The following is a 25120-nucleotide window of genomic DNA, read 5'->3' as shown; positions in this document are numbered from 1 at the left end:
GCGAGCGTGGCGGCCGATGCGCGGTTCCTGTGCCTGCAGGTGCGGCACCAGGCGCGCAACACCCTGGGCGCGGAGGTGTTTTTGGTCAGGGCTTGAAGCGGCGGTCGAGCTCCGCCTGGGCGAAATACGCGCTGGCCTTGCGCAGGATCTCGTTCGCTTGCCTCAGCTCACGCACTTCACGCTCCAGTGCCTTCATCCGCGTCCGCTCGTCCGTCGTCAGCCCCTGGCGCTCGCCGGCATCACGTTCGGCCTGCCGCACCCAGTTGCACAGCGTCTGCGCCGAACAGCCGATCTTCCCGGCAATCGATTCGATCACCGCCCACTGCGAGCTGTACTCGCCCTGATGCTCACGCACCAGCCGAACCACCCGCTCTCGCACTTCCGGGGAATACTTTGTCTTGCTCATTGCTCCATCTTCTCAAGAGTTGAGCCTCCCGAAATCCCGGGGCATTCAGCCGGATGACGCAGCGCAATGGAGCGATAGCCGGAATTTGCATGGGCTGGCGTCCAACCGTGCATACGAATTGCCACCGATGCAGGCCAATCGCAGCGATCCACTCGATTGCCGCCTGGTGCTTTATGCCAAGGCACGGCAGGGACGGCAGCAACGCAACCGGCGCTCACCCGCAAAAGGATCGCGTGCATCATCAAGTCTGAAAGCAGCAGCGCGTGAGCGCGAGCCATGGCTCATCGTTGCATCCCCGCAGTTGCAAGCACCCAGCGCAAAACAGTTGGTTGACCTGTACGCACGACGGATGCAGATCGAGCTCGCATTTCGTGATCTGAAGTCGCATCGCTACGGCCAAGCAATGGAAGATAGTTTGACCCGCCACGGTGAGCGGCTGCAGATCCTGTTGTTGATTCATACGCTGGCTACATTCGCCAGTTGGCTGGCAGGACTCGGCTGCGAGTCCACCGGTATCGCCCACTGGCTATCGCCACGCAACAGTACCCGCAAGCTCTACTCGACACTGCGTGTCGGCCGCGAGGCGTTGATCAGACGTTGGCCGATGGAACCCGTTTCACGGTGGTTAGAACGCTTGCGCACACTGCCGCAAGCCGTGCGCACGCAGATGACGCTGGTGCTGTAAAACGTGGGGATACCTTAGCTGCCGACCCTCAATAAGTGAACAGCATTACGCCATGTGAGGGGTTTTTTGTGCGTCAGGTAAATAGCGATGCCGGCCGCGTTGGCTACCGGCATTGCGCTATCGCACATCACTGCAGATCGCGCAGATCCAGCTTGCGCAGCTTCGGCGCCTTCCATGCGGTGGTGGCTACCACGCCCAGGGTGACGCAGCCGCCGATCACCACTGCCGGCACCAGGCCGACCAGGCGCGCCATTACACCGTCGTAGAACGCGCCCAGTTCGTTGGACGAGCCGATGAAGATGCCGTTGATCGACGACACCCGGCCGCGCATCGCATCGGGCGTGGCCAACTGCAGGATGGTCTGACGCACCACCACCGACACGCCGTCGCACATGCCGTACACCAGCAGGATCGCCGCCGACAGCCAGAAGTGGCGCGACAGGCCGAACGCGATCGTGCATAGCCCGAAGCCAGCCACCGAGAGCATCAGGATGCGCCCGGCATTGCGTTGCAGCGGGTGCCGCGCCAGCCATACGCCGACCACAATCGAGCCCAGCGCCGGTGCGCCGCGCAGGATGCCCAGCCCCTCAGGGCCGTAGTGCAGGATGTCGTGGATAAAGGCGGGCAGCATCGACACTGCGCCGCCCAACAACACCGAAAACATGTCCAGCGCCATCGCGCCCAGCATGATCTGATTGGACAGCACGAACTGCGCGCCTTCGGCGATGCTGCGGAAGATCGGCGCACGTGGGCCGTCGTTCACCGGCTCGCTGACGCGCAACAAGGCCAGCGCCAGGATCGCCACCAACGCCACACTCGCCGCAACGCCGTACGCCAGGCCATTGCCGCCCCAGCCGACCAGCACGCCGCCCAGCGCCGGGCCGATCACCATGCCGGCCTGGAAGGTGACGCTACCGATGCTGGCACCGCGGGCAAAGGCTTCGCGTGGCAATGCGCGCGCGAACAAGGCGTTGTAGACCGGCGACAGAAACGAGCGCGCCGCACCGGTCAGCGTGATGGCCGCATAGATCGGCCAGACGCCTTGCACCGGCAGCCAGCCATGCGTGATTGCCAGCAGCAATAGTGCGGTGGCGACCAAGCCCAGTGCTGCGACCATGCCCAAGCGGCGGCGCGGCAGATGATCGACCAGATAGCCCGCAAACGGCGCGATGCAGAAGAACGGCAGGATCTCCGCCAGGCCGATCAACCCCAGCGAGAGCGGATTGCGGGTGATCTCGTAGATATGCCAACCGACCGTGACTGCGACGATCTGATACGACAGCATCGCCGCCACGCGGTAGAGCAGCACCAGACCGAAGCCCGGATAGGCGAGCAGCGTGCGCAGCGAGGCGGCGGGCGAGGGCGTCGGGGTGCTCACTGCTGCGCGCGGGCGGTGTCGCGGATGAACGCAAGCATCGCGGCCACGCCATTGCTGCGGGTGGGCGATAGATGCTTGGCCAAGCCAATGCCGGCGATGTAGTCCGGCTCGGTAGCCATGATCTCTTGCGCGCTACGCCCGGAATACACACGCAAGGCGAGATAGATCAGCCCTGAGACGATCGCCGAGTCACTGACTGCATGGAAGTCCAGGCGCTCGGCATTGCCCTCCGGCACGATCCACACCATCGACTGGCAGCCATGCAGGCGGTGTTCTTCGGTCTTCCACTGTTCAGTGAAAGTGGGCAACTTGCGGCCGAGATCGATCAGGTACTGGTAGCGCTCGGACCAATCGCTGAAAAAGGAGAATTCTTCGGCGATGGTGGCCTGCGCTTGGATGGCGGTGGGTTCGAGCGGGAAGGGGGTTTTGGTCATCTAAACATCCAGAATCAATTCGGCGGTAGCCCCTCTCCCTTCGGGGCGAGAAGGCAGGGTTTGCGCGCCACTGGCGCGCGGGCCTTGGAGCGCCCGCGCCGCCAGCGCGGGCTGGGGCGCAGAGCGGGGGTTGGGGTGAGGATACGGGCCAAGCCCAGCTGAAAGTTGATGCGCGCGGTTTCGCTCATTCCTCAAAAAGTCGGTGCATGTGGCTTTGCCCGCACCCTCATCCGCCCCTTCGGAGCACCTTCTCCCGGCGGGAGAAGGGAGGGAAGGTCATGCGCGCTTCCAGCGGACGCCCTGCGGGGTGTCTTCCAGCACGATACCTTCGTCGGCCAGTTGCTTGCGGATGGCGTCGGCGCGGGCGAAGTCCTTGGCTTTCTTTGCAGCATTGCGCTCCTCGACACATGCGGTGATTCGCGCATCGTCGCCGGCATCGGTGCCGCGCGAGAACCATGCCGCCGGGTTCTGCTGCAGCAAGCCAAGAGCCAGACCTGCGCCAAGCAAATCGGACTTGGCTTGGCGCATCGCTGCAAGATTCTCGCAGCTTCGCTCACTGTCCGGCCCGCCCGCTGGTGCGTCATCATGCAGTGCCCGGCTGGCCCGCTTTGCGAGCTTTGCCAGTGCAGCAAGCGCTAACGGCGTGTTGAGGTCATCGTCCAGCGCCGATTCCACATCGGCAGGAATCGTGGTCGGCTGCGCGGGGCCAATCCCTGCAGGGTTTTCGACGGCGGTCAGAGCGTGCAACGTGCCATACAGCCGGTCCAGTGTGTTCTTGGCCTGCTCGATCAAGCCATCCGACCAGTCCAGCGGCTGCCGATAATGCGCGCTGAGCAACGCGTAGCGCAGCGCCTCGGGTGGGTGCCTGGCGATCAGGTCGTGCACGGTTTCGATGTTGCCCAGCGACTTGCTCATCTTGGCGCCGCTGAAATTGAGCATGCCGTTGTGCAGCCAGAACCGCGCGAAGGTGGCGCCGCCGTGCGCGCACTCGCTCTGCGCAATCTCGTTCTCGTGATGCGGGAACTGCAGGTCCACGCCGCCGGCATGGATATCGATGGTCGGGCCAAGATGCGCGGCGGCCATTGCCGAGCATTCGATATGCCAGCCTGGGCGGCCACGGCCCCACGGCGATTCCCAGCCGGGCAGGTCGTCGCTGGAGGGCTTCCACAGCACGAAGTCGCCCGGGTCGCGCTTGTACGGCGCAACGTCCACGCGCGCGCCGGCCAGCATCTCGTCCGGATCGCGGCGCGACAGCTTGCCGTAGTGCTCGAAGCTGGCCACTGCGAACAGCACATGGCCTTCGGCGGCGTAGGCGTGACCGTTGGCAATCAGCTGCTCGATCATCGCCACGATCTGCGGAATATGCGCGGTCGCTGCCGGTTCGATGTCTGGCGGCACCACGCCGAGCGCGGCAATGTCCTGGCGGTAGATCGCGGCGAAGCGGTCGGTGATGGTGGAGATCGGCACGCCCTGCGCCTGGGCTGCGGCATTGATCTTGTCGTCCACGTCGGTGATGTTGCGCGCGTAGCGCAGCGCGCCGTAGCGCCGCCGCAGCAGCGCGGCCAGCACATCGAACACCACCGGGCCGCGGGCGTTGCCGATATGTGCGTAGTTGTAGACGGTAGGGCCGCACACATACAGGGTGGGGCTGGTGGGATCGAGCGGCGCGAACGGCTCGACCCGCCGCGTCAGGTTGTTGTGCAGGCGCAGGCTCATCGGCATCTGGAAAAGGGTAACTGCGCGATTCTAGCCGGTCGCGGCGGCGAGGCGAACCAAACCCAGGCGATGGGCGGTCATGGCGAGCAGTCGCAATCGGATGGGTTGCGTTCAGCCCCGGAGATCACAAGCTACATAGACTTACGTACTGCCTGGCGACGCCTTTTTTTCCGGTACTGATGCGACCTTTCCTGTTCTTCATGCTGCTGTGTGTGTTTGCCTGGCAGGCACTGGCGGCGCATGCGGCAGAGCCTGACCCCAAGAATCGGATTGTGGTGATCGAGAACGTGAAGCTGGACTACGCGCAGGTGCTCAACGTCGAGCCGGTCTACCAGACCTTGCGCGCCACCCGCATCGAAGAACAGTGCGAGGCCGAGCAGATTGCGCCGGTCGCCGCAGCTGCCGCTGTAGACGACGAAGGCCGGATCAACCTGATGGTCGATTCGACCAAGGAGATGTTTTCGCGCCGGCCCGAGCTGCCGTCTGCACCGGTGGAGGTGCCACCGACCAGCACGCGCCGTAATTGCCGGGTGGTGGAAGTGCCGCGCGAGTTCCGGCGCCCGATCGCCTTCGATGTGGACTACGTCTACAAAGGCACCAAGTACCGTTCGCGGCTACCGGAAGACCCAGGCAACCGGCTGCGTATCAGGGTGTCGGTGACCCCGTACATTCCCGACGCCATCGTCGCGCCGCCGCGATGACGCGGGCAGCAGTTGCGCGGTGCGCGCATGCATGCGAGGATTCGCGCCCTATGCACGCAAACGCCTTTCAGCACGACACCAGCGCCGCCCGGATGGCCTCCGGCATGGCCTCGCGTGCCCGCCGACCGGAATCCCACATGTTCGCTGGGTGACCCGGGCGTTTTGCTGTCCGTTGTTGAAAACCCAGCCTCAAGGCTGGGTTTTTTCGTTTCGGGCGTCACAAAAGTTTCAACCGCAAGAAACGCGCATGTCGCGCACCCCGTCGCTGTTGGCGGACCACGCAGCAGAAGCACGCAGCACAAGGATCGATCGATGTCACTGAAGCACTTCTTGAACACCCAGGACTGGAGTCGCGCCGACCTGGACGCGCTGTTGGTTCAGGCCGCGTTGTTCAAACGCAACAAGCTGGGAAGCGAGCTAAAGGGCAAGTCGATCGCGCTGGTCTTTTTCAACCCGTCCATGCGCACCCGTACCAGCTTCGAGCTGGGCGCATTTCAGCTGGGCGGGCATGCGGTGGTGCTGCAGCCGGGCAAGGACGCCTGGCCGATCGAGTTCAATCTGGGCGCTGTCATGGACGGCGACACCGAAGAGCACATCGCCGAAGTGGCGCGGGTGCTGGGCCGCTATGTCGATCTGATCGGCGTGCGCGCGTTTCCCAAGTTCGTCGACTGGTCCAAGGACCGCGAGGATCAGGTACTCAAGAGCTTTGCCAGGTACTCGCCGGTGCCGGTGATCAACATGGAGACGATCACCCACCCGTGCCAGGAGCTTGCGCATGCGATGGCGCTGCAGGAACACTTCGGCACGCAGGATCTGCGCGGCAAGAAATACGTTCTGACCTGGACCTATCACCCCAAGCCGCTGAACACCGCAGTGGCCAATTCCGCGTTGACGATCGCCACCCGCATGGGCATGGACGTGACCCTGCTGTGTCCGACCCCGGACTACATCCTGGATCAGCGTTACATGGATTGGGCGGCGCAGAATGTGGCCGAAAGCGGCGGCTCGCTGCAGGTCATCCACGATATCGACAGCGCCTACGCTGGTGCCCACGTGGTGTATGCCAAGAGCTGGGGCGCGTTGCCGTTTTTCGGCAACTGGGAACCGGAAAAACCGATCCGCGACCAGTACCAGCATTTCATCGTCGACGAGGCCAAGATGGCGCTGACCAACAACGGCGTGTTCTCGCACTGCCTGCCGCTGCGTCGCAACGTCAAAGCCACCGACGCGGTGATGGATTCGCCCAATTGCATTGCCATCGATGAAGCCGAGAATCGCTTGCATGTGCAGAAGGCGATTATGGCGGCGCTGGTGAGCCAAGGTCGGGACCGGGGACCGGGGACCCGGGACCCGTAACAGAGCCGCTGGCGCGTTCGCACTCTGTTTTTCCAATTCCAATCAAATCCCCACAGGAGTTTTCCAATGTCGCAATCCAACGCTTCCCCGGGTCCCGGTCCCGAAAAAAAAGACATCGTCTTGGCGTTCTCCGGTGGCCTGGATACCAGCTTCTGCATTCCCTATCTGCAGGCGCAGGGCTACGCGGTGCATAGCGTATTTGCCGATACCGGCGGTGTGGATGCAGAAGAACGTGACTTCATCGAAAAGCGCGCCGCTGAACTCGGTGCCGCCAGCCATGTCACCGTCGACGGTGGTCCGGCGATCTGGGAAGGCTTCGTCAAGCCGTTCGTGTGGGCCGGCGAGGGCTATCAGGGCCAGTACCCGTTGCTGGTGTCCGACCGTTATCTGATCGTCGATGCCGCGCTCAAGCGCGCCGATGAACTGGGCACGCGCATCATCGCGCATGGGTGCACCGGCATGGGCAACGACCAGGTGCGTTTCGATCTGGCGGTGAAGGCATTGGGCGATTACCAGATTGTTGCGCCGATCCGCGAAATCCAGAAAGAGCACACCCAGACGCGCGCCTACGAACAGAGGTATCTGGAAGAGCGCGGCTTCGGCGTGCGCGCCAAGCAGCAGGCCTATACCATCAACGAGAACCTGCTCGGGCTGACCATGTCCGGCGGCGAGATCGACCGTTGGGAAGCGCCGGGCGAGGGTGCGCGTGGCTGGTGTGCGCCGCGCAGCGAGTGGCCGGTCGAGCCGCTGCACGTCACCCTGAAGTTTGTCGAAGGCGAAGCGGTCGAGCTGGATGGCAAGGCACTGCCGGGCGAGCAGATTCTGGCCCAGCTCAACACGCTGTTCGCGCTTTACGGCGTGGGCCGTGGCGTGTACACCGGCGACACCGTGATCGGCCTGAAGGGCCGCATCGTGTTCGAAGCGCCGGGCCTGATCTCGCTGCTGACAGCGCACCGCGCGCTGGAAGATGCGGTGCTGACCAAGCAGCAGAATCGCTTCAAGCCGGACGTGGCGCGCAAGTGGGTGGAGCTGGTGTACGAAGGCTTCTATCACGACCCGCTCAAGACCGACATCGAGGCGTTCTTGCAGTCCTCGCAGTCCAAGGTCAACGGCGAGGTCACGCTGGAAACCCGCGGTGGCCGCGTCGATGCGGTGGTCGTGCGTTCGCCGCATCTGCTCAATACCAAGGGCGCGACTTACGCGCAGTCGGCCGACTGGGGCGTGGAAGAAGCCGAGGGGTTCATCAAGCTGTTCGGGATGAGTTCGACGCTGTATGCGCAAGTAAATCGCTGAGGATCCAAAGCCCCTCTCCCATCGGGAGAGGGGGTGTGGTGAGGGTACGGAGCGAAGCGAAGCCTGGTGCAATTGAACACTGCGAGCGCTTTGACCTTCCCCTTGTCCGCCCCTTCGGGGCACCCTCTCCCGAAGGGAGAACGATCTGCTCACACTTCTGCTTGGCCGCTGCTTCGGACCACCAATCACATCGCTATGACCGATTTACTCGCATCCACCCTCACGTACCTCGAAAAACTGGTGTCCTTCGACACCCGCAATCCGCCGCGTGCGATCGCTGCCGAGGGCGGCATTTTCGATTACCTGCGTCTGCAGTTGCCTGGTTTCCAGGTCGAGGTGATCGACCACGGTGCCGGGGCGGTAAGCCTTTATGCGGTGCGCGGTGCGCCCAACTACCTGTTCAACGTGCATCTGGACACTGTGCCGGATTCGCCTCACTGGAGTGCAGATCCGCAGGTGATGCGGCGCACCGACGATCGCGTGATCGGTCTGGGTGTGTGCGACATCAAAGGTGCGGCGGCGGCGTTAGTTGCAGCAGCCAACGCCGGCGAGGGCGATGCGGCATTTCTGTTTTCATCGGACGAAGAAGCCAACGACCCGCGTTGTATTGCCGCGTTTGTGGCGCGTGGATTGCCGTACCAAGCCGTGCTGGTCGCCGAGCCGACCATGAGCGAGGCGGTGCTGGCGCATCGCGGCATCAGCTCGGTATTGATGCGTTTTGCCGGGCGTGCCGGGCATGCGTCGGGCAAGCAGGATCCTTCCGCAAGTGCGTTGCATCAGGCGATGCGCTGGGGTGGAAAAGCACTGGATCATGTGGAATCGCTGGCGCATGCGCGCTTCGGTGGTTTGACGGGTTTGCGCTTCAATATCGGTCGCGTCGATGGTGGCATCAAGGCAAATATGATTGCGCCGGCAGCCGAGGTGCGTTTCGGTTTCCGTCCGCTGCCATCGATGGACGTGGATGGATTGCTGGCAACCTTTGCCGGATTTGCCGAGCCGGCAGCAGCGCAGTTCGAAGAAACCTTTCGCGGGCCGAGCCTGCCGTTTGGAGACATCGCGCTTGCAGAGGAACGCCGCCTGGCCGCACGCGATGTGGCCGATGCGCTGGATCTGCCGATCGGCAACGCAGTGGATTTCTGGACCGAGGCCTCGCTGTTTTCGGCCGGTGGCTATACCGCGCTGGTGTGCGGCCCAGGCGATATCGCACAGGCACACACCGCCGACGAGTTTGTGACACTCGCGCAATTGCAACGTTATGCCGAGTCGGTCCATCGCATCATCAACGGCTCCAACTGAACTCGCCTTCCGCGCCTGGCGCGGCCACTCCTCTCTTCGATCACGGCAATGTCCTTCTCCGCACAGCCCCACAAACAGACCCGCCAGACCATCGTGCGCCTGCTTTCGAGCATGGCCAGCGCCAAGGAAATCAGCCAGTACCTCAAGCGTTTTTCGCAGCTGGATGCCAAACGCTTTGCGGTGGTCAAGGTGGGGGGGGCGGTGCTGCGCGACGATCTGGAAGCGCTGACCTCGTCGCTGTCGTTTTTGCAGGAAGTGGGGCTGACCCCGATCGTGCTGCATGGCGCCGGCCCGCAACTGGATGCCGAGTTGTCGGCCGCTGGCATCGAAAAGCGCACCGTCAATGGCCTGCGGGTGACCTCGCCGGAAGCGCTGGCGATCGTGCGCAAGGTGTTCCAGGCTTCCAACCTCAAGCTGGTCGAAGCGCTGCAGCAGAACGGCGCACGGGCCACCTCGATCACCGGCGGCGTGTTCGAAGCGCAGTATCTGGACCGCGACACCTATGGCCTGGTCGGTGAGGTCAAGGCGGTGAATCTGGCGCCGATCGAAGCCAGCCTGCAGGCCTGCTCGATCCCGGTGATCACCAGCCTGGGCGAGACGCCGAGCGGGCAGATTCTCAACGTCAACGCGGATTTTGCCGCCAACGAGTTGGTGCAGGAACTGCAGCCGTACAAAATCATCTTCCTCACCGGCACCGGCGGCTTGCTGGATGCCGACGGCAAGGTGATCGATTCGATCAACCTGTCCACCGAGTTCGATCATCTGATGCAGCAGCCGTGGATCAATGGCGGCATGCGGGTCAAGATCGAGCAGATCAGGGATTTGCTGGATCGTTTGCCGCTGGAGTCGTCGGTGTCGATTACCCGGCCCGCAGATCTGGCCAAGGAGCTGTTCACGCATAAGGGTTCGGGCACGCTGGTGCGACGCGGCGAGCGCGTGCTGCGTGCGACCTCATGGGACGCACTGGATCTGCCGCGTCTCACCTCGTTGATCGAATCCAGCTTCGGTCGCACCCTGGTGCCCGATTACTTCGGCAACACCAAGCTGCTGCGCGCCTACGTCAGCGAGAACTATCGCGCGGCGGTGATCCTGACCGATGAGGGCATGCTCGGTGCAAGCGCGCTGATCTACCTGGACAAGTTCGCCGTGCTCGACGATGCGCAGGGCGAGGGCCTGGGCCGTGCGGTATGGAACGTGATGCGCGAAGAAACCCCGCAGCTGTTCTGGCGCTCGCGTCACAACAACCAGGTCAACATTTTCTATTACGCCGAGTCCGACGGCTGCATCAAGCAGGAGAAGTGGAAGGTATTCTGGTACGGGCTAGAAAACTTCGAGCAGATCCAGCACTGCGTGGCGCATTGCGCCACGCGTCAGCCGACCCTGCTGGGCTGAGCACGATGGCGCCCACCGCATTGCCACCGCGCTGGCGCGCGTTGCCGACGCTACGCGGGCAGCACGCAACCCTTGAACCGCTGCAAGCTGCGCATGCCGATGGGCTGCGTGCCGCACTGGACGACGGTGCGTTGTCGCGGCTGTGGTACACCGGCGTGCCGGCACCGGCGCAGGTGGACGACGACGTTGTCGCTGCGCTGGCTGCGCAGGCCAACGGCCTGGTGCTGCCGTTCGTGGTGCGCGATGCGGCCGGTGAGATCGTCGGCTGTACGCGCTATTACGGATTGGACCCTACGGTGCCCAAGTTGTCGATCGGCTACACCTGGTACACACCGCGCGTGCAGCGCAGCGGCGTCAATACCGAAACCAAGCTGCTGCTGTTGCAGCACGCATTCGAAACGTTGGGTTGCTTGAGCGTGGTGTTCGAAACCAGCTGGTTCAATCACATCTCGCGCGCGGCGATTGCGCGTCTCGGGGCCAAGCAGGATGGCGTGCTGCGCAATCACACCCGCCACCCTGACGGCACACCGCGCGATACCGTGGTGTTCTCCATCATCGATACGGAATGGGCCGGGGTCAAACGCCACCTGCGGTTCCGCCTGGAAGCAAACGCATGACTGTTCAAACAACGACCATCGGCATCGTCGGTGCCCGTGGGCATACCGGTTCGGAATTGATCAAACTGGTGGCGGCACACCCACATCTGCAGCTGGTCTTCGTATCCTCTCGCGAGCTGGCCGGGCAACCTGTGGCCGACCACAACGATGCCTATCAAGGCGAGCTGCGTTACGAGCGCCTGGATGCCGACGCGGTGGTCGCCAAGGCGGCCGATGTGGTGATTATGGCGCTGCCCAACGGCAAGGCCGAGCCCTTCGTCGCTGCGATCGATGCCGCCAGGCCACAAACGTTGTTGATCGATCTGTCGGCCGATTACCGCTTTGATCCAGCCTGGTATTACGGGCTGCCTGAGCTGACGCGCGGCACCTACGCCGGGCAGAAGCGCATCAGCAACCCGGGCTGCTATGCCACCGCGATTCAGTTGACGATCGCCCCGCTGCTCGATCAGCTGGCCAGCCCGCCGCAGTGCTTTGGCGTCTCCGGCTATTCCGGCGCAGGCACTACGCCTTCGGACAAGAACAACCCCGAGCTGCTGGCCGACAACCTGATGCCGTATGCGCTGACCAACCACATGCACGAGCGCGAAGTGTCTGCGCAGCTGGGCGTGCCGGTGGAGTTCATGCCGCACGTGGCGCCGCATTTTCGTGGTATCACCATGACCGTCAACCTGTGGCTGCAGCAAGCGCTCACGCGTGAGCAAATCCAGGCGCGCTACACACAGCGTTACGCGGACGAAGCCCTGATCGAGATCGTCGACGAAGCGCCGTGGGTCAGCCGCATCGCCGGCAAGCACGGCGCGCAGATCGGTGGCGTGACGCTGGCACCGGGCAACAAGCGTGTGGTGGTGGTGGCGACGCTGGACAACCTGCTCAAGGGCGCGGCCACGCAGGCCATGCAGAACCTCAACCTGGCGCTCGGCTGGGACGAATTGACTGCGATTGCGCATTGATCGGCGCGCCTGCGCTGCGTGCATATTGACGGCGCGCGCGATGCTTGTGGCGCAAACGTGGTAATGATTCTTCGGTGCGCTCATTGCGCACGCGCGATTGCTTGACTCCGCTTGCGCTGCATGCGGATTTTTTTGAAGGACATGCACGATGACCAATCTGTTGTGGCAAAAACCCGGCGTGGCAGTAGATGCCAAGATCCAGCGCTTTCTGGCCGGCGACGACGTGATCCTGGACCGCGAGTTTTTCCTGCACGACATCGCTGCCAGCAAGGCGCATGCGCAGGGGCTGCAGCACATCGGGATCCTGTCGCTGCAGGAACTGGGCGGGTTGAGCGAGCAACTGGATCTGCTGGCGGAGGACTTCCGCAGCGGCGCGTTCGTGCTCGACGAGCGGTACGAGGATTGCCATTCGGCGATCGAGACGCGTTTGACCGAGCGCCTGGGCGATGCCGGTCGCAAGATCCACACCGGGCGCAGCCGCAACGACCAAATTCTGGTCGCCACGCGCCTGTGGTTGAAAGACAAGCTGCAGCGCGTGGCCGAGCTCAGCGCGGAAATCGCCAAGGTGGCGCTGGACCGCGCGCAGGCCGAAGCCGACTTGCCGGTGCCGGGCTATACGCATATCCAACGTGCGGTGGTGTCGTCTGCCGGCATGTGGTGGGCCGGCTGGGCCGAGGCCTTCATCGACAATGCGGTGCGCGCGACCGACACCTTGCGTCTGGTGGACAGCAATCCGCTCGGCACAGCGGCCGGTTACGGCGTCAATCTGCCGCTGGATCGTGCGCATACCACCGCCGAGCTCGGCTTTGCGCGTCTGCAGGTGTCGCCGATCTACGCGCAACTTTCGCGCGGCAAGTACGAACTGGCCGCGCTCGAATCCCTCGGCGGCGCCACCCTGGATCTGCGCCGCATCGCCTGGGATCTGTCGCTGTTCACCAGCGGCGAGTTCGCCTTCGTCGCGTTGCCGGCGCAATACACCACCGGCAGTTCGATCATGCCGAACAAGCGCAACCCCGATGTCATCGAACTGATGCGCGCCACCCACGCCAGCGTGGCGGCGGCGCGGACCGAAATTGAACAGGTGTTGTCGCTGCCGTCCGGTTATCACCGCGATTTGCAGATCAGCAAGGGCGCGATCGTGCATGGTTTCGGGCGCGGCCTGGCCGCGCTCGAACTGCTGCCGGCGTTGCTGGCCAATCTGGAATGGCGCCCGGACAAACTGCGTGCCGCGATCGATTCCGGCATGTACGCCACCGATGTGGCGGTGGAAGCGGCTGTCGCCGGCGTGCCGTTCCGCGAGGCCTACAAGGCCGCAGCGGAATCTTCCGACACCGCAGGGCAGGGCCGCACGCCGGAAGGCAGCCTGGCCGCACGGGTATCGCCAGGCGCCGCTGCGGATCTGCAGCTGGACGTCCTGCGTACCCGCTGGGAGGCCCTGCGCTGATGGCCATGATCAGTATCGATACCGCAGAACACTACCGCTGGGGCGAAGCTTGCGAAGGCTGGCATCTGCTGCGCGACCCCAGCTTGAGCGTGCTCGAAGAGCGCATGCCGCCAGGCGTGGCGGAGTCGCGTCATCGGCACAGCCGCGCACGGCATTTTTTCTACGTGCTGGCCGGTGAGGTGATGCTGCGATTGGATGGCGCGCAGCACGTGCTCGGCGTCGGGCAGGGCCTGGAAGTGCCGCCTGGCACCACCCATCAGATGCACAATCTCTCCGATGTCGAAGCGCGCTTTCTAGTGATCGCTGCACCGCACGGGCGCGGCGAACGCACGCCTGCCGCCGCACGCACGAAGGACACAGACTGATGAAGACGCGCTATCTGGTCGTGGCGATACGCAATGCGGATTTCCCCGCCGATGTGGTGCAACCGCATCTGGCGTTTCTCGAGGGCTTGCGCGCAGCCGGCCAGCTCGAACTGACCGGCGGTTTCAGCGATCGCACGGGCGGCGCCTATGTGCTGGTCAACGTCGACAGTCTGGACGAAGCCAGGCAGATCGTCGCGCGCGATCCGCTGCTGCTGCGCGATGCATCGACGCTGAGCGTCTACGAATGGAACACGTTCTGAGCACGTTGTCGCCATGAGCACGCCCATCACCACTGCTTCGTCATTTACCGAGCAAGCGCTGCCGCCATGGCGACGCGCGGTGCTCAAGGTCGGCAGCAGTCTGTTGGCCGCCGATGGTGGTGGCCTGTCGCCGCGGTTTGCATTGGGCCTGGCGCAGTTCGTTTCGGCCAATCTGGCCGCCGGGCGCGAGCTGGTGATCGTGTCGTCCGGTGCCGTGGCAGCTGGCCGGGCGATCTTGCCGAAAGCCGCCGAGGCCGGCGCACCGATCGCCGCGCGGCAGGCGCTGGCTGCGCTGGGTCAGGCGCAATTGATCGCGCTCTGGCAGCGATTTTTCGAGCGTCCGGTGGCGCAGGTGTTGCTCACTCACGATGACCTGCGCAACCGCCGCCGTTATCTCAATGCACGCGCCACCCTGGGCGAGTTGTTGCGGCTGGGCGCGTTGCCGGTGATCAACGAGAACGACACCGTGTCGGTGGACGAGCTCAAGCTAGGCGATAACGACAATCTAGCGGCCATCGTCGCCGCGCTGGTCGATGCCGATGCCTTGTTCATTGCCACCGATATCGATGGGTTGTACAGCGCCGACCCGCGCAGCAACCCGTTGGCGCGGGCGCTCGATGAGGTGCCCGAACTCACTGCCGAGGTGCTGGCGATGGCCGGCGGTAGCGGCAGCAGTGTGGGCACCGGCGGCATGCGCACCAAGTTGGAAGCCGCCGCAAAAGCGGGTGCGGCCGGCATCGAAACCTATCTGTTCAACGGCCGCAGTAGCGAGGTGGTGCGTGGGCTTGCGCAGGATCGCCTGCGTGGCACGCGCATCCACCCGGCACGCACGCGCATCGCCGCACGCAAATATTGGCTGCGCCACGCACCGGTGGAGCCAGGCGCGATCCTGATCGATGACGGTGCCGCTGCGGCGTTGACCGGCAAGGGCGCCTCGCTGTTGCCGGGCGGTGTGACCAGTGCGCAAGGCGACTTCCGTCGTGGCGACATGGTGGAGATCCGCCTGTGCGATGCCGATGGCGAGCGCTGCCTGGCGCGCGGTGTCAGCCAATATTCGGCAGTGGATATCCGGTGCATCGCCCGTCGCCATTCGCGCGCAATCGAACCCGTGCTCGGCTACAGCTATGGCGAGAATGTGGTGCATCGCGATGATTTGGTCTTGCTATAGCCGAGTGCGTGAAGACACGTAGCTGCCTGCGGGCACGATGCGGTGTTGCGGGCCGTCGTTGGACTTAGAGCGGCTAACAAAACGTAGCGAGCAGTCGTCAGGTGGGTGCGGACGGCGCGCAGGAACCGGAGTGTACGGGTGGTACATGCCGATTCCGAGCACCGGCCGCGCCCGCCTGGCGGCTGCGCAGTAGTTTTGTTAGCCGCTCTTAGGCCTGGCGCCAGTGCTGCAACGCGTGCAACGTCAGTGCTAGGAATGCGCAAATGGCCGACCGTCCCGGGCATGCCGTCCACATCCCGTGGATCGCCGCTGGACGGGTGTATCCGCCATTGTTTCAGCTCCATCACGCTCTGTGACGCGGCGACACACGCATCTGATCTGCGCGCCGCATGCGCCCTCAAATCGTTGCAAGCGCGACTGCTTTGGCGATGCGCAGCGCTTTGCGTTACTTTCCCTGTCATCTCTGCCTATCGATCAAGCCTCAGCCATGTCGCACATCAAAACCCTGGCCTTGCAATGCCGCGATGCTGCGCAGGTGCTGTCGCAACTCACCGCACAGGCCAAGCAGGCGCTGCTTGATGCAATGGCGACAGCATTGGACACCGATGCCGACGCGATTCTTGCGGCCAATACGCGCGACCTGGATACGGCGCGCGCAAAGGGGACGGGCGCTGCCATGCTCGATCGGCTGGCACTGGACAACAAGCGCCTGGCCGGTATCGCCGCCGCACTGCGCGAGGTCGCGCAGTTGCCCGATCCGGTCGGTCAGATCACGCGCGAAGACACCCGTCCCAATGGCATTCGCGTGCAGAAGGTACGCGTGCCGCTGGGCGTGATCGCGATGATCTACGAAGCGCGCCCCAACGTCACCGCCGATGCGGCGGCGCTGTGCATCAAGGCCGGCAACGGCGTGATCCTGCGTGGCGGCTCGGAGGCGATCCAGTCCAACACTGCGATCGCCCGCGCCCTGCAGCGCGCCTTGCGCGAGGCAGGCGTGCCGGAGGCTGCGCTGACCTTGGTGGAAGACTTGCGCCGCGAGACCATGCTGGAGCTGCTGCAACTCAGCGACATCGTCGATCTGGCGATTCCGCGCGGTGGCGAGGGCCTGATCCGCTTTGTCGCCGAGCACGCGCGGGTGCCGGTGATCAAGCATTACAACGGCGTGTGCCATCTGTTTGTGGATGCGTCGGCAGACGTGGACCTAGCCGTGCGTCTGTTGGTCGATGGCAAGGCCAGCCGGCCGTCAGCATGCAATTCGCTGGAGACCTTGCTGGTACATGCAGACATCGCCCAGAACTTTCTGCCGGCCGCCGCGCAAGCCCTGCGCGCGCGCCATGTGGAATTGCGTGGCGACGCGGCAACGCGCGCATTGCTGCCCGATGTCGTGCCTGCCGGCGACGACGACTACGCCGCCGAATTCCTCGATCTGATCCTGGCGATTCGCGTGGTGCCGGATCTGGACACCGCGCTGGCGCATATCCGCCAATATGGCTCGGACCACACCGAAGTGATCGCCACGCAGGACGCCGCCAATGCCGAACACTTCGTGCAATCGCTGCGCTCGGCGGTGGTGATGGTGAACGCGTCCTCGCGTTTTTCCGACGGCGGCGAGCTTGGCCTGGGCGCCGAGATCGGCATCTCGACCACCCGCCTGCACTCCTACGGTCCGATGGGACTTGAAGCGCTCACCGTGGAGCGCTTCGTGGTGCGTGGGCAGGGGCAGGTGCGCCACTGAAGTGTGGCATGCGTTGCCGGTGCAGTCGTGTGGCGCTGTGCATTGCAGCGCCACTGGCCGACATCGGCTCGATCACGTGGCCCTCTTTTCTCCTCCAAGCACCGTGCTCATCCATTCATCGCTCGTTTGGGAAACGAAGCCACTTCCTGACAGCCACACCTGTTTCCCGGCGCTGTCCCACTTTTCCATCTTTTCTTTGAATTTGGCGGGATAGTCGTTTGCCCTGCAGGCGATATTGCACCAGGGGTCGCAGACATAGATGTCCGCGTCCCAATCTGTCATGTCCGAAGGCAAGGTGCCTGCGTCCGGCACTGGGCCGACGATTGCGACATTGTGTTCTTCTCCGGATAAAGCAAGGTGTGCGACCAGATTGCGATCTTGCTGCAAGTAGTAGACGGCCAGGGTCGCCAGTTCACCACAGTTGTGCGCTTTCCCATATGTGGCCGACGACACCACGTCTTCTTCCCGGTCATCCACCTGCTTTCGCATGCTGCGGATTTCTGAATTCGCCTTGTGGATTCGAGCGACCTCCTCGAAGCTGTCTTTTCGCTTCTTGTTGCTCGATTTCAAGTTGGGCGCTTTGTAGTGCTGGGCCCTGACGGACAGCATGATGTCGCTGACAGCCTTGAGGCTCGGCGAGAGCGGGCGCTGTCGTGAAGGCGATCTGCTCGCACTCCTGCTATGGCTCACGTTGCTCAGTCCTGCCAGCACGCCACTTGTGTGGTCGGGGCTGTTGACATACTGCAGAGTGTTGCCCGCTGGCGACTGCTGGGCAGGAGAACTTTCGGTATATGTGAGTCTTCCCGAATTGACACGATCGACGGAACCGCAAATACCCATGGATGAGCACCTGATTGTTGAAGGCCACTCCATCATGCGCACGAATATCCCTTTCGAAAAATGGAAGCGCGAAGAAATTGACTTGCGTGCGAATCGTGGGCATCAGCATCGCCTCCAGCGCGCGATGCGCGATCAATGGAATATTTCGCTGCTTATCTTTGAGTCTGATCGCGTGCAATTTGGCGGCAGTGATGCGCTGGCCATTGTTCTCGCTAGGCCTACTGCGCCTGCCAGCTGAGCGATACATGGACTCTGGTGGTTCAGATGCCGGGGCAGCGCCTTGCGGTCGGTCGCCGTGTTCCCATCCCGCCAACACGACCTTTGACACTCCCCGGGCAGCCCGCTGCCTGCCTACAGTCGACGACTGCCCCGCACGTTCCGGAGTCCTCGATGCGCCGCCTTGCCGCCTGCCTGCTCGCCACCGCCATTGCTGCCGCCACCGGCAGCGCGATGGCGCAAACTTCGCCGATGACGCCGGACATCACCGGCAAGCCGTTCGTGGCGGCCGGCGCCGCCAACGACTACATCAAGCGCGAGGTAATGATCCCGATGCGCGACGGGGTCAAGCTGCACACGGTGATCGTGCTGCCCAAGGGCGCGCGCAACGCGCCGATCGTGCTGACGCGCACGCCCTACAACGCCAGCGGGCGCACCGAGCGCATGGCCTCGCCGCATATGAAGGATCTGCTCGCGCAGGGCGACTACGTATTCGTGGAAGGCGGCTATATCCGCGTGATCCAGGATGTACGCGGCAAGTACGGTTCGGAAGGCGATTACGTCATGACCCGGCCGCTGCGCGGGCCGCTCAATCCGAGTCAGGTCGATCATGCCACCGATGCCTGGGACACCATCGACTGGCTGGTGAAAAACCTCAAGGAGTCCAACGGCAAGGTCGGCATGATCGGCTCGTCGTATGAAGGCTTCACCGTGGTGATGGCGCTGACCAACCCACATCCCGCGCTCAAGGTCGCGGTGCCGGAAAGCCCGATGATCGACTGCTGGATGGGCGACGACTGGTTCAATTACGGCGCGTTCCGCCAGGTCAATTTCGATTATTTCACCGGCCAGCTCACCCAGCGCGGCAAGGGCACCGGCATTGCGCGGCAGGGGCATGACGACTACAGCAACCTGCTGCGCGCCGGCTCGGCGGGCGACTTCGCAAAGGCCGCCGGTCTGGAGCAGCTGCCGTGGTGGCACAAGCTCACCGAACACGCTGCCTACGATGCCTTCTGGCAGGAGCAGGCACTGGACAAGGTGATGGCGCGCACGCCGCTCAACGTGCCGACCATGTGGTTGCAGGGCCTGTGGGACCAGGAAGACATGTGGGGCGCCATCCATAGCTATGCGGCGATGGAGCCGCGCGACAAAGACAACACGCTCAACTATCTGGTGATGGGGCCGTGGCGGCATAGCCAGGTCAACTACGACGGCAGCGCATTGGGCGCGTTGAATTTCGACGGCGACACCGCGCGCCAGTTTCGCTTTGATGTGCTGCGCCCGTTCTTCGATCAATACCTGGTCGATGGCGCGCCCAAGGCGAGCACGCCGCCGGTGTTTATCTACAACACCGGCGAAAATCACTGGGACCGTCTGCAGGCCTGGCCGCGCAGTTGCGAGAAGGGCTGTGCCTCGACCAGCAAGCCGCTGTATCTGCAGGCCGGCGGCAAGCTGTCGTTCCAGCGGCCGGCGGCGGGGCAGCCGGGATTCGAGGATTATGTCTCCGACCCGGCCAAGCCGGTGCCGTTCGTGCCGCGCCCGGTGGACTTCGGCGACCGTAGCATGTGGACCACCTGGCTGGTGCAGGATCAGCGCTCCGTCGACGGACGCCCGGACGTGCTGACCTTCGTCACCGAGCCGCTGACCGAACCATTGCAGATCGCCGGTGCGCCGGAAGTGCACCTGCAGGCCTCCACCAGCGGCAGCGACAGCGATTGGGTGGTGAAGTTGATCGACGTGTATCCGGAGGAGGTGGCGGCCAACCCCAAGATGGGCGGCTACGAGCTCCCCGTCTCGCTGGCGATCTTCCGCGGCCGTTATCGCGAAAGTTTCAGCGCACCCAAGCCACTTGCGTCCAATCAGACGCTGGCGTTTCAGTTCGGCCTGCCGACTGCCAATCACACCTTCCAGCCCGGGCACCGGCTGATGGTGCAGGTGCAGTCCAGCCTGTTTCCGCTCTACGACCGCAACCCGCAGCGCTACGTGGACAACATCTTCTTTGCCAAGCCTGACGATTATCAAAAAGCCACCCAGCGGGTGTCCGTGAGCCCGGAGCAGCCAAGCTACATCAGTCTGCCGGTACGTTGACCACACGGGTGCCGCGCGCCGGCGGCCCCCCATACGTCTTCCAGCAGCTGCGGGCGGCAGGGGTGCCGCCGAACGCGGGCGAGGCGCCGGCTTCGCGCAGTAGCGTCGGCAACCAGGTGAACATCGAATAGGTGATCAGCGAGGTCATGCCGAAGGTCAGCGCCATGCTCCAGCCCAGCCCAGCCCAGCGCGGTGCGGTGCGGTGCGCGCGACGCGGCCTTCGGCTTCAGGCGTCGGCGTGATCGGTGCCGGCCCGGTGGCGCAGAGGCGGCGATGGTTGGCGTACACCAAGGCCCAGGCCGCAAACGCCAGCAATGCCGGCAACACCCACACCACCATCGAACTGCGCCAGCCCAGCGCGTCGGCAACTGGCACTGCCAGCAGCGCAGGCAACAAGGTGCCGACCTGCAGCACGGTGATGTACAGCGTGCTGACACCGCCTGCGCGATCGCCGAAATAGCGCTTCACCAGCGGCGGCAACACCACGTTGCCCATGCCCATGCCGGCGAGCGCAACCAGCGATCCGACCAACAGTCCGGCGGTGTCCGGCAGCAGCGGGCGCAACGCCAATCCAAGGGTCGCCAATGCCATCGACAACAGCGCAATGCGCAGCAAGCCGAAGCGGCGCAGCAACGCCGGCGTGGCGACGCCGGTGAATGCAAACGCGGCCGTCGGCAACATGCCGATCGCACCCATGGTGGGGGCGCCGAATGCGTACTCATCTGCAATGCGTTCCAGTAGCGGGGTCAACGAGATGACCGCCGTGCGCAAGTTGAAGGCGGACAGCAAAATGGCAGCTAGCACCAAGCCGCGGCCACGCAACTCGGTGACGAGGAAGCATTGGCAATGGCAACAGGCATGACACAGACCATCCGCACTGCGCACAAGAATGTGGCAACGCCTGAAAACACAAAACCGGCGCAAGGCCGGTGTTGTATTTTGAAACTGGTCGGGGAGACAGGATTCGAACCTGCGACCTCTACGTCCCGAACGTAAAGAGACATCTTGATAAAAGTTAGGTTTCAAAATTAAATTGCCTTTATTGGGCCAATGGTGGGCCATTGGAGGCGAGATGGCACAGATCACGAAACGGGGCGACTTGCAGTGGCGTGCGCGGGTTCGCATCAAAGGTTTTCCGGAGCAATCGCGGACGTTCACCTACCGCGAGGATGCCGAGAAGTGGGCTCGGGCGCTGGATCGAGAGCTGTAAACCTCCGGGTTCGTGGATCGCCGCGAGGCCGAGAAGACCACGCTCAGACAGGTGCTGGAACGGTACAAGCTCGAAGTGACCCCAGCGAAGAAGTCGGCGGCCATCGAGGAAGTGAAGATCGATGTGATCCTCAAGGATGCCACGCTGTCGGGCCTAAAGATGGCAGCAGTGACGAGCAAGGAGATTGCCGCTTGGCGGGACCGGCGCCTCAAGGAGGTCACCGGTGGGACGGTGAATCGCGAGATCGATGTGCTATCGACGGTGTTCAATCACGCCAAGCGCGAATGGGGCATCAACGTCGAGAATCCGATACCGCACGTGCGACGGCCGGAGAAGGCCAAAGCCCGCGACCGACGCCTATCTGCTGAAGAGGAACGCTACCTGTTTGCCGCACTGCAGGAAGGCGAGCGCCGGGCAGACGTAACCTTGGGTTCGGGTGCACGGAACCCGTGGCTTGGCCCATTGGTCAAGCTCGCCATCGAAACGGCGATGCGGCGTGGAGAGTTGTTGGCGTTGCGTTGGGAGCATGTGGATTTGAAGCGGCGGACTGCGCACTTGCCGGACACCAAGAACGGCGATCCCCGCACCGTACCGCTATCGACGACGGCCGTATTGCTGCTCAAGGAGCTGCAAGCCAAGCGGAAGGAGGAGGCTGAGCGCGTGTTCCCGATCACCGCCGCCGCCCTACAGAAAGGCTTCTGGCGTGCTACGGAGCGTGCCAAGGCGCTTTACGCCGACGATTGCACTGCTGCTGGCAAGAAGCCAGCCCCGGGCTTCCTCGTGGATGTGAATTTTCACGACACCCGCCACGAGGCGGCATCGCGACTGGCCGACAAGCTTTCCAACGTACTCGAATTGAGCGCTGTCACAGGGCATCGCGACTTGCGAATGCTCAAGCGCTACTACCACCCGCGAGCCGAGGAAATTGCGAAGAAGCTGGGCTGAGAAGGTGGCGTTATCGTAACGCTACTATATCGTAGCGTTACGGTCCTGACGCGAGGCATCAAGGCGCCCTCGGGGCCGGTCGCGTTTTTAAGGGTCGGCAGGGATTCGTGTAAAAAATAGCCAAAAGTGAGCTAGCCTGCTGTCAGAAAAGAACTTTTCACGAATCCCTGCCGACCCTCTACATCCTGAATCTGGTCAAGCGCTTGATCCGCGTCAGCGTGGAGACGGTCAAGATCGTCGGAGGCCTGCCGTCGATTCAGTGAGGTCAGCATCCATCGGTACAAGGCTGCATATATAGCCGCACACCGTCGATCAATTCAGGGGGCGGCTTTAACTCTGATTCGCAACACCAACGGTTGTGAAGTGGTCCAGGCGACCTGACCTGAGCGACTTCACCATCAAGTGGAGTTGCCCATGTCATCCAGCCGCCTGGACCTGCCAGAACGCTACCGTCTCCATGCGTTGTATGAAACCGGCATGTCGATGCGGGCTATCGCCAGTGTGTTGGAGCGTGCGCCCAGCACGATCAGTCGCGAACTGCGCCGCAACCAGCACGCTCGGCAGTCTCTGCCAGATCACGCGCAGCGCATCAGCGAGCATCGGCGCACGCAGGCCAGTCGGCGTCCACGCATCGACGCTGAGCGGATCTGCCAGATCGAGGTCCTGCTGAGGGAGGATTTCAGTCCGGAACAGATTGCCGGTCGCACTGGCCTTGCCAGTCACGAATTGATCTATCGGCACATCGACGCCGACCAGAAGCGCGGTGGTCAGTTGTTCACGCATTTACGCAGGCGCCGCCGCAAGCGCCGTCGGCGCGGCGTGCGCGATGGCCGCGGGCAGCTGACGCATCGACGTTGCTGGACACAGCGCCCAAGCGTGGTGGAGCAGCGCAGCCGCATCGGCGATTGGGAGCTGGACACCCTCCGGGCCTCCCATGGAAAGGCCGTGGTGGTCANGAGAACGTGCGCAACGCCATCGTCCAGCGGCTCGGTGGCCTAGGCCATACAGTGCACACCCTCACCGCCGACAACGGCAAGGAGTTCGCCGACCATCGGCTCATTGCCGCCTGCTTGCAGAGCGATTTCTATTTTGCAGATCCGTACTGCGCATGGCAGCGAGGCAGCAACGAAAATGCCAACGGATTGACACGCCAGTACTTGCCACGACAGACCGATTTCAACACCATCACCGATGCGCACCTGCGATGGATCGAGCAGCGGCTTTACAATCGTCCGCGCAAGATACTCGGATTCAAAACGCCTCTCGACGTCTTCTCCGAGGAGATCCTCAACAGCGTTGCGATTCAGAGTTGAATTCGCCTATCGACGGCAGAACAGGACACCGCTTTGCAGACGGATGCGCTACGCAAGGCAGGCTGCGAGCGCGTTTTTGAGGACACGGCTTCTGGGGCCAAGGCCGACAGGCCCGGCTTGGCTGATGCGCTGGCCTACCTGCGCGCCGGCGACGTGCTGGCCGTCTGGCGTCTGGATCGGCTCGGGCGCTCAATGCCACACCTCATCGAGACAATCGCCGCGCTGGAAGCGCGTGGCGTCGGCTTCCGGTCGCTGACCGAAAGCATCGACACCACCACGCCGGGCGGACGGCTCATCTTCCACGTCTTCGGCGCACTGGGCCAGTTCGAGCGCGACTTGATCCGCGAGCGCACCAAGGCCGGGCTGACCGCTGCCGCCGCACGTGGGCGGAAGGGCGGGCGAAAGCCGGTTGTCACCGCCGACAAGTTGCAGCGAGCGCGGGAGCACATCGCCAACGGGCTTAATGCCCGAGAGGCCGCTACACGGCTCAAGGTGAGCAAGACGGCTCTATACGCCGCGCTGCAATCCACCAGTGCAGCCGACTCCTGACATTCCGTGCAGTCGTCTTCTGAGAATGACACCTGAACGTCTGACGGATCCGGCCGCCTCAGGCGTGTGAAGGAGATATGCGCTCACTCTTGGCGGCATTCTCCTGGCCGGTGAGACTGGGTCGCCTGTAGCCTGAATGCTTGTTTATGTTCGCTTCATTTGTGGTTGACGGGAGCGTCGGCAGTGGCCAATATAGCCCCACTGCCATCGAGCAGTCACAGGCTCTCCCGACCCGGTGTGTAGGGGGAGATGGCCACCTTCTTAGGAAGGTCCCACCCAGAGTGGGGTTAAGAGACTCCGGCCCGCATTACCATGCTCTTTAACAAAAAGCCTGCTTACGCGGGCTTTTTGCTGTCTGCCTACCTAGCGTTGACGAGCACGTCAATCAGCTTCGTCGCACGCAGTTGAGTGCGCGATTTGGTCGTCCATATCCAGCCGGATGTAAGCGCTTTCAACAACCATCAATAAGAAATGACGCCTGCGCTCCACGCGGAACCAAATGGAGTAGTGCCCTTCGGGTGTCACTGGCTTCACAGCGAAATGGTTGTGATGCCGTGTTCGATAGACATTGCGCTGATCTAGGCCGGCGATTAATTGCGGCAGTTCCTTGCTGTCTTCGTATCGTTTCGGGCAGAACACCCTGAGGTCGTTTTCGCGTTCGGCCCAGGTGTAAAGATGGTCCGGGTTCTGAGGTATCCCCACGTTTTTCAGCCCATGACCATCTGGTTGTAGACGTGTTCGGGCAGTGTGCGTAATCGCTCCA

The 25120-nt window shown here is 63.2% G+C and carries 23 protein-coding genes, 1 other RNA gene and 3 pseudogenes; 19 read left to right on the top strand and 8 right to left on the bottom strand.

Features of this window, described 5'->3' with window-relative positions:
• Window positions 1–406: pseudogene (locus XpopCFBP1817_RS10870) on the bottom strand (transposase); the annotation flags it as partial.
• Between XpopCFBP1817_RS10870 and XpopCFBP1817_RS10865 the strand changes: the two are divergent.
• Window positions 399–1091 (top strand): IS4 family transposase, encoded by a 693-nt coding sequence (locus XpopCFBP1817_RS10865; protein ID WP_425479103.1) that lies wholly within the window; start codon window positions 399–401, stop codon window positions 1089–1091. The pseudogene XpopCFBP1817_RS10870 and the gene XpopCFBP1817_RS10865 sit on opposite strands and share 8 nt — an antisense overlap.
• Window positions 1092–1218: 127 nt before the next feature.
• On the opposite strand, the gene XpopCFBP1817_RS10860 is transcribed toward XpopCFBP1817_RS10865, so the two are convergent.
• From XpopCFBP1817_RS10860 to cysS, 3 genes are all read right to left on the bottom strand, one after another.
• Window positions 1219–2469 (bottom strand): MFS transporter, encoded by a 1251-nt coding sequence (locus tag XpopCFBP1817_RS10860; RefSeq protein WP_128417142.1) that lies wholly within the window; start codon window positions 2467–2469, stop codon window positions 1219–1221.
• Window positions 2466–2903 carry a SufE family protein gene (locus XpopCFBP1817_RS10855; protein WP_128417141.1) on the bottom strand — a complete coding sequence of 146 codons (438 nt, stop codon included), beginning with the start codon at window positions 2901–2903 and terminating at the stop codon, window positions 2466–2468. Before XpopCFBP1817_RS10855 ends, XpopCFBP1817_RS10860 begins: the two co-directional genes overlap by 4 nt.
• Window positions 2904–3179: 276 nt before the next feature.
• Window positions 3180–4619, bottom strand: a complete 1440-nt coding sequence (gene cysS / locus XpopCFBP1817_RS10845; RefSeq protein ID WP_167393904.1) for a cysteine--tRNA ligase — start codon at window positions 4617–4619, stop codon at window positions 3180–3182.
• Window positions 4620–4819: 200 nt separating this feature from the next.
• Here cysS and XpopCFBP1817_RS10840 point away from each other — a divergent pair, with 200 nt between their 5' ends.
• The 11 genes from XpopCFBP1817_RS10840 (at window position 4820) to proB (ending at window position 15461) form a co-directional block, all read left to right on the top strand.
• Window positions 4820–5320, top strand: a complete 501-nt coding sequence (locus tag XpopCFBP1817_RS10840; protein WP_167393905.1) for a hypothetical protein — start codon at window positions 4820–4822, stop codon at window positions 5318–5320.
• Between the two features lie 312 nt (window positions 5321–5632).
• A complete protein-coding gene (locus XpopCFBP1817_RS10835) occupies window positions 5633–6676 on the top strand; it encodes an N-acetylornithine carbamoyltransferase (protein ID WP_128417138.1) in 1044 nt (347 codons plus the stop codon).
• A 66-nt stretch (window positions 6677–6742) separates the two neighbouring features.
• Window positions 6743–7969: an argininosuccinate synthase gene (locus tag XpopCFBP1817_RS10830; RefSeq protein WP_128417137.1), complete on the top strand. Its 1227-nt coding sequence runs from the start codon at window positions 6743–6745 to the stop codon at window positions 7967–7969.
• Between the two features lie 195 nt (window positions 7970–8164).
• Window positions 8165–9265, top strand: coding sequence for an acetylornithine deacetylase (locus XpopCFBP1817_RS10825; RefSeq protein WP_128417136.1), 1101 nt, complete (start codon window positions 8165–8167; stop codon window positions 9263–9265).
• Window positions 9266–9313: 48 nt separating this feature from the next.
• Window positions 9314–10657 carry an acetylglutamate kinase gene (locus tag XpopCFBP1817_RS10820; protein ID WP_128417135.1) on the top strand — a complete coding sequence of 448 codons (1344 nt, stop codon included), beginning with the start codon at window positions 9314–9316 and terminating at the stop codon, window positions 10655–10657.
• Window positions 10658–10662: 5 nt separating this feature from the next.
• Window positions 10663–11274, top strand: a complete 612-nt coding sequence (locus tag XpopCFBP1817_RS10815) for a GNAT family N-acetyltransferase (protein WP_128417134.1) — start codon at window positions 10663–10665, stop codon at window positions 11272–11274.
• Entirely contained in the window at window positions 11271–12224 is a 954-nt protein-coding gene (gene argC / locus XpopCFBP1817_RS10810; RefSeq protein WP_128417133.1) for an N-acetyl-gamma-glutamyl-phosphate reductase, read from the top strand. Before XpopCFBP1817_RS10815 ends, argC begins: the two co-directional genes overlap by 4 nt.
• 148 nt (window positions 12225–12372) lie before the next feature.
• Entirely contained in the window at window positions 12373–13668 is a 1296-nt protein-coding gene (locus XpopCFBP1817_RS10805; RefSeq protein ID WP_128417132.1) for an argininosuccinate lyase, read from the top strand.
• The gene (locus tag XpopCFBP1817_RS10800; protein ID WP_167393903.1) at window positions 13668–14033 is read left to right on the top strand and encodes a cupin domain-containing protein; all 366 of its coding nucleotides are present in this window, start codon (window positions 13668–13670) and stop codon (window positions 14031–14033) included. Before XpopCFBP1817_RS10805 ends, XpopCFBP1817_RS10800 begins: the two co-directional genes overlap by 1 nt.
• Window positions 14033–14293, top strand: a complete 261-nt coding sequence (locus XpopCFBP1817_RS10795) for a YciI family protein (RefSeq protein ID WP_128417131.1) — start codon at window positions 14033–14035, stop codon at window positions 14291–14293. The genes XpopCFBP1817_RS10800 and XpopCFBP1817_RS10795 overlap by 1 nt, the downstream gene beginning before the upstream one ends.
• Before the next feature lie 13 nt (window positions 14294–14306).
• Complete coding sequence (gene proB / locus XpopCFBP1817_RS10790; protein WP_128417130.1) at window positions 14307–15461, top strand: glutamate 5-kinase; 1155 nt, start codon at window positions 14307–14309, stop codon at window positions 15459–15461.
• Between the two features lie 71 nt (window positions 15462–15532).
• Here the strand turns inward: proB and XpopCFBP1817_RS10785 are convergent.
• Window positions 15533–15608: non-coding RNA, sX9 sRNA (locus XpopCFBP1817_RS10785), on the bottom strand.
• Between the two features lie 340 nt (window positions 15609–15948).
• Between XpopCFBP1817_RS10785 and XpopCFBP1817_RS10780 the strand changes: the two genes are divergently transcribed.
• A complete protein-coding gene (locus XpopCFBP1817_RS10780; RefSeq protein ID WP_128417129.1) occupies window positions 15949–17196 on the top strand; it encodes a glutamate-5-semialdehyde dehydrogenase in 1248 nt (415 codons plus the stop codon).
• A 72-nt stretch (window positions 17197–17268) separates the two neighbouring features.
• Here the strand turns inward: XpopCFBP1817_RS10780 and XpopCFBP1817_RS10775 are convergent, their stop codons facing one another.
• The gene (locus XpopCFBP1817_RS10775) at window positions 17269–17907 is read right to left on the bottom strand and encodes a hypothetical protein (protein ID WP_244171139.1); all 639 of its coding nucleotides are present in this window, start codon (window positions 17905–17907) and stop codon (window positions 17269–17271) included.
• 127 nt (window positions 17908–18034) lie between these two features.
• Here XpopCFBP1817_RS10775 and XpopCFBP1817_RS10770 point away from each other — a divergent pair, with 127 nt between their 5' ends.
• A complete protein-coding gene (locus XpopCFBP1817_RS10770) occupies window positions 18035–18274 on the top strand; it encodes a hypothetical protein (protein ID WP_128417128.1) in 240 nt (79 codons plus the stop codon).
• 152 nt (window positions 18275–18426) lie between these two features.
• The gene (locus XpopCFBP1817_RS10765; protein ID WP_128417127.1) at window positions 18427–20340 is read left to right on the top strand and encodes a CocE/NonD family hydrolase; all 1914 of its coding nucleotides are present in this window, start codon (window positions 18427–18429) and stop codon (window positions 20338–20340) included.
• Between the two features lie 52 nt (window positions 20341–20392).
• On the opposite strand, the pseudogene XpopCFBP1817_RS10760 reads toward XpopCFBP1817_RS10765, so the two are convergent.
• Window positions 20393–21162, bottom strand: a pseudogene (locus XpopCFBP1817_RS10760) (MFS transporter); the annotation flags it as partial.
• A gap of 400 nt (window positions 21163–21562) precedes the next feature.
• Here XpopCFBP1817_RS10760 and XpopCFBP1817_RS10755 point away from each other — a divergent pair.
• The 4 genes and pseudogenes from XpopCFBP1817_RS10755 (at window position 21563) to XpopCFBP1817_RS10745 (ending at window position 24357) form a co-directional block, all read left to right on the top strand.
• A complete protein-coding gene (locus XpopCFBP1817_RS10755) occupies window positions 21563–22495 on the top strand; it encodes a site-specific integrase (RefSeq protein ID WP_244171138.1) in 933 nt (310 codons plus the stop codon).
• 414 nt (window positions 22496–22909) lie between these two features.
• Window positions 22910–23450 (top strand): annotated as a pseudogene (locus XpopCFBP1817_RS22935) (IS30 family transposase); the annotation flags it as partial.
• Window position 23451: 1 nt separating this feature from the next.
• Window positions 23452–23808 (top strand): IS30 family transposase (locus XpopCFBP1817_RS22930; RefSeq protein WP_244171137.1); only part of this gene is annotated, 357 nt, incomplete at its 5' end.
• Window positions 23809–24357, top strand: coding sequence for a recombinase family protein (locus XpopCFBP1817_RS10745; protein ID WP_128417126.1), 549 nt, complete (start codon window positions 23809–23811; stop codon window positions 24355–24357). It abuts the gene before it with no gap.
• Between the two features lie 381 nt (window positions 24358–24738).
• Here XpopCFBP1817_RS10745 and XpopCFBP1817_RS10740 read toward each other — a convergent pair.
• Window positions 24739–25120, bottom strand: a 382-nt coding sequence (locus XpopCFBP1817_RS10740; RefSeq protein ID WP_244171136.1) for a hypothetical protein, incomplete at its 5' end; no start/stop codon positions are given.

It is taken from the genome of Xanthomonas populi (assembly GCF_002940065.1).
In the GTDB taxonomy this organism is placed as follows: domain Bacteria; phylum Pseudomonadota; class Gammaproteobacteria; order Xanthomonadales; family Xanthomonadaceae; genus Xanthomonas; species Xanthomonas populi.
This window is presented reverse-complemented; position numbering and strand designations above follow the sequence as displayed.

Excerpts from the sequence above, each read along its gene's own strand:
- proB (WP_128417130.1), top strand. The coding sequence starts at position 14,307 with ATGAGCACGCCCATCACCACTGCTTCGTCATTTACCGAGCAAGCGCTG.
- XpopCFBP1817_RS10825 (WP_128417136.1), top strand. The coding sequence starts at position 8,165 with ATGACCGATTTACTCGCATCCACCCTCACGTACCTCGAAAAACTGGTG.
- XpopCFBP1817_RS10780 (WP_128417129.1), top strand. The coding sequence starts at position 15,949 with ATGTCGCACATCAAAACCCTGGCCTTGCAATGCCGCGATGCTGCGCAG.
- cysS (WP_167393904.1), bottom strand. The coding sequence starts at position 4,619 with ATGAGCCTGCGCCTGCACAACAACCTGACGCGGCGGGTCGAGCCGTTC.
- XpopCFBP1817_RS10805 (WP_128417132.1), top strand. The coding sequence starts at position 12,373 with ATGACCAATCTGTTGTGGCAAAAACCCGGCGTGGCAGTAGATGCCAAG.
- XpopCFBP1817_RS10830 (WP_128417137.1), top strand. The coding sequence starts at position 6,743 with ATGTCGCAATCCAACGCTTCCCCGGGTCCCGGTCCCGAAAAAAAAGAC.
- XpopCFBP1817_RS10765 (WP_128417127.1), top strand. The coding sequence starts at position 18,427 with ATGCGCCGCCTTGCCGCCTGCCTGCTCGCCACCGCCATTGCTGCCGCC.
- XpopCFBP1817_RS10795 (WP_128417131.1), top strand. The coding sequence starts at position 14,033 with ATGAAGACGCGCTATCTGGTCGTGGCGATACGCAATGCGGATTTCCCC.
- XpopCFBP1817_RS10815 (WP_128417134.1), top strand. The coding sequence starts at position 10,663 with ATGGCGCCCACCGCATTGCCACCGCGCTGGCGCGCGTTGCCGACGCTA.
- XpopCFBP1817_RS10800 (WP_167393903.1), top strand. The coding sequence starts at position 13,668 with ATGGCCATGATCAGTATCGATACCGCAGAACACTACCGCTGGGGCGAA.
- XpopCFBP1817_RS10855 (WP_128417141.1), bottom strand. The coding sequence starts at position 2,903 with ATGACCAAAACCCCCTTCCCGCTCGAACCCACCGCCATCCAAGCGCAG.
- XpopCFBP1817_RS10840 (WP_167393905.1), top strand. The coding sequence starts at position 4,820 with ATGCTGCTGTGTGTGTTTGCCTGGCAGGCACTGGCGGCGCATGCGGCA.
- XpopCFBP1817_RS10770 (WP_128417128.1), top strand. The coding sequence starts at position 18,035 with ATGGATGAGCACCTGATTGTTGAAGGCCACTCCATCATGCGCACGAAT.
- XpopCFBP1817_RS10835 (WP_128417138.1), top strand. The coding sequence starts at position 5,633 with ATGTCACTGAAGCACTTCTTGAACACCCAGGACTGGAGTCGCGCCGAC.
- XpopCFBP1817_RS10820 (WP_128417135.1), top strand. The coding sequence starts at position 9,314 with ATGTCCTTCTCCGCACAGCCCCACAAACAGACCCGCCAGACCATCGTG.
- argC (WP_128417133.1), top strand. The coding sequence starts at position 11,271 with ATGACTGTTCAAACAACGACCATCGGCATCGTCGGTGCCCGTGGGCAT.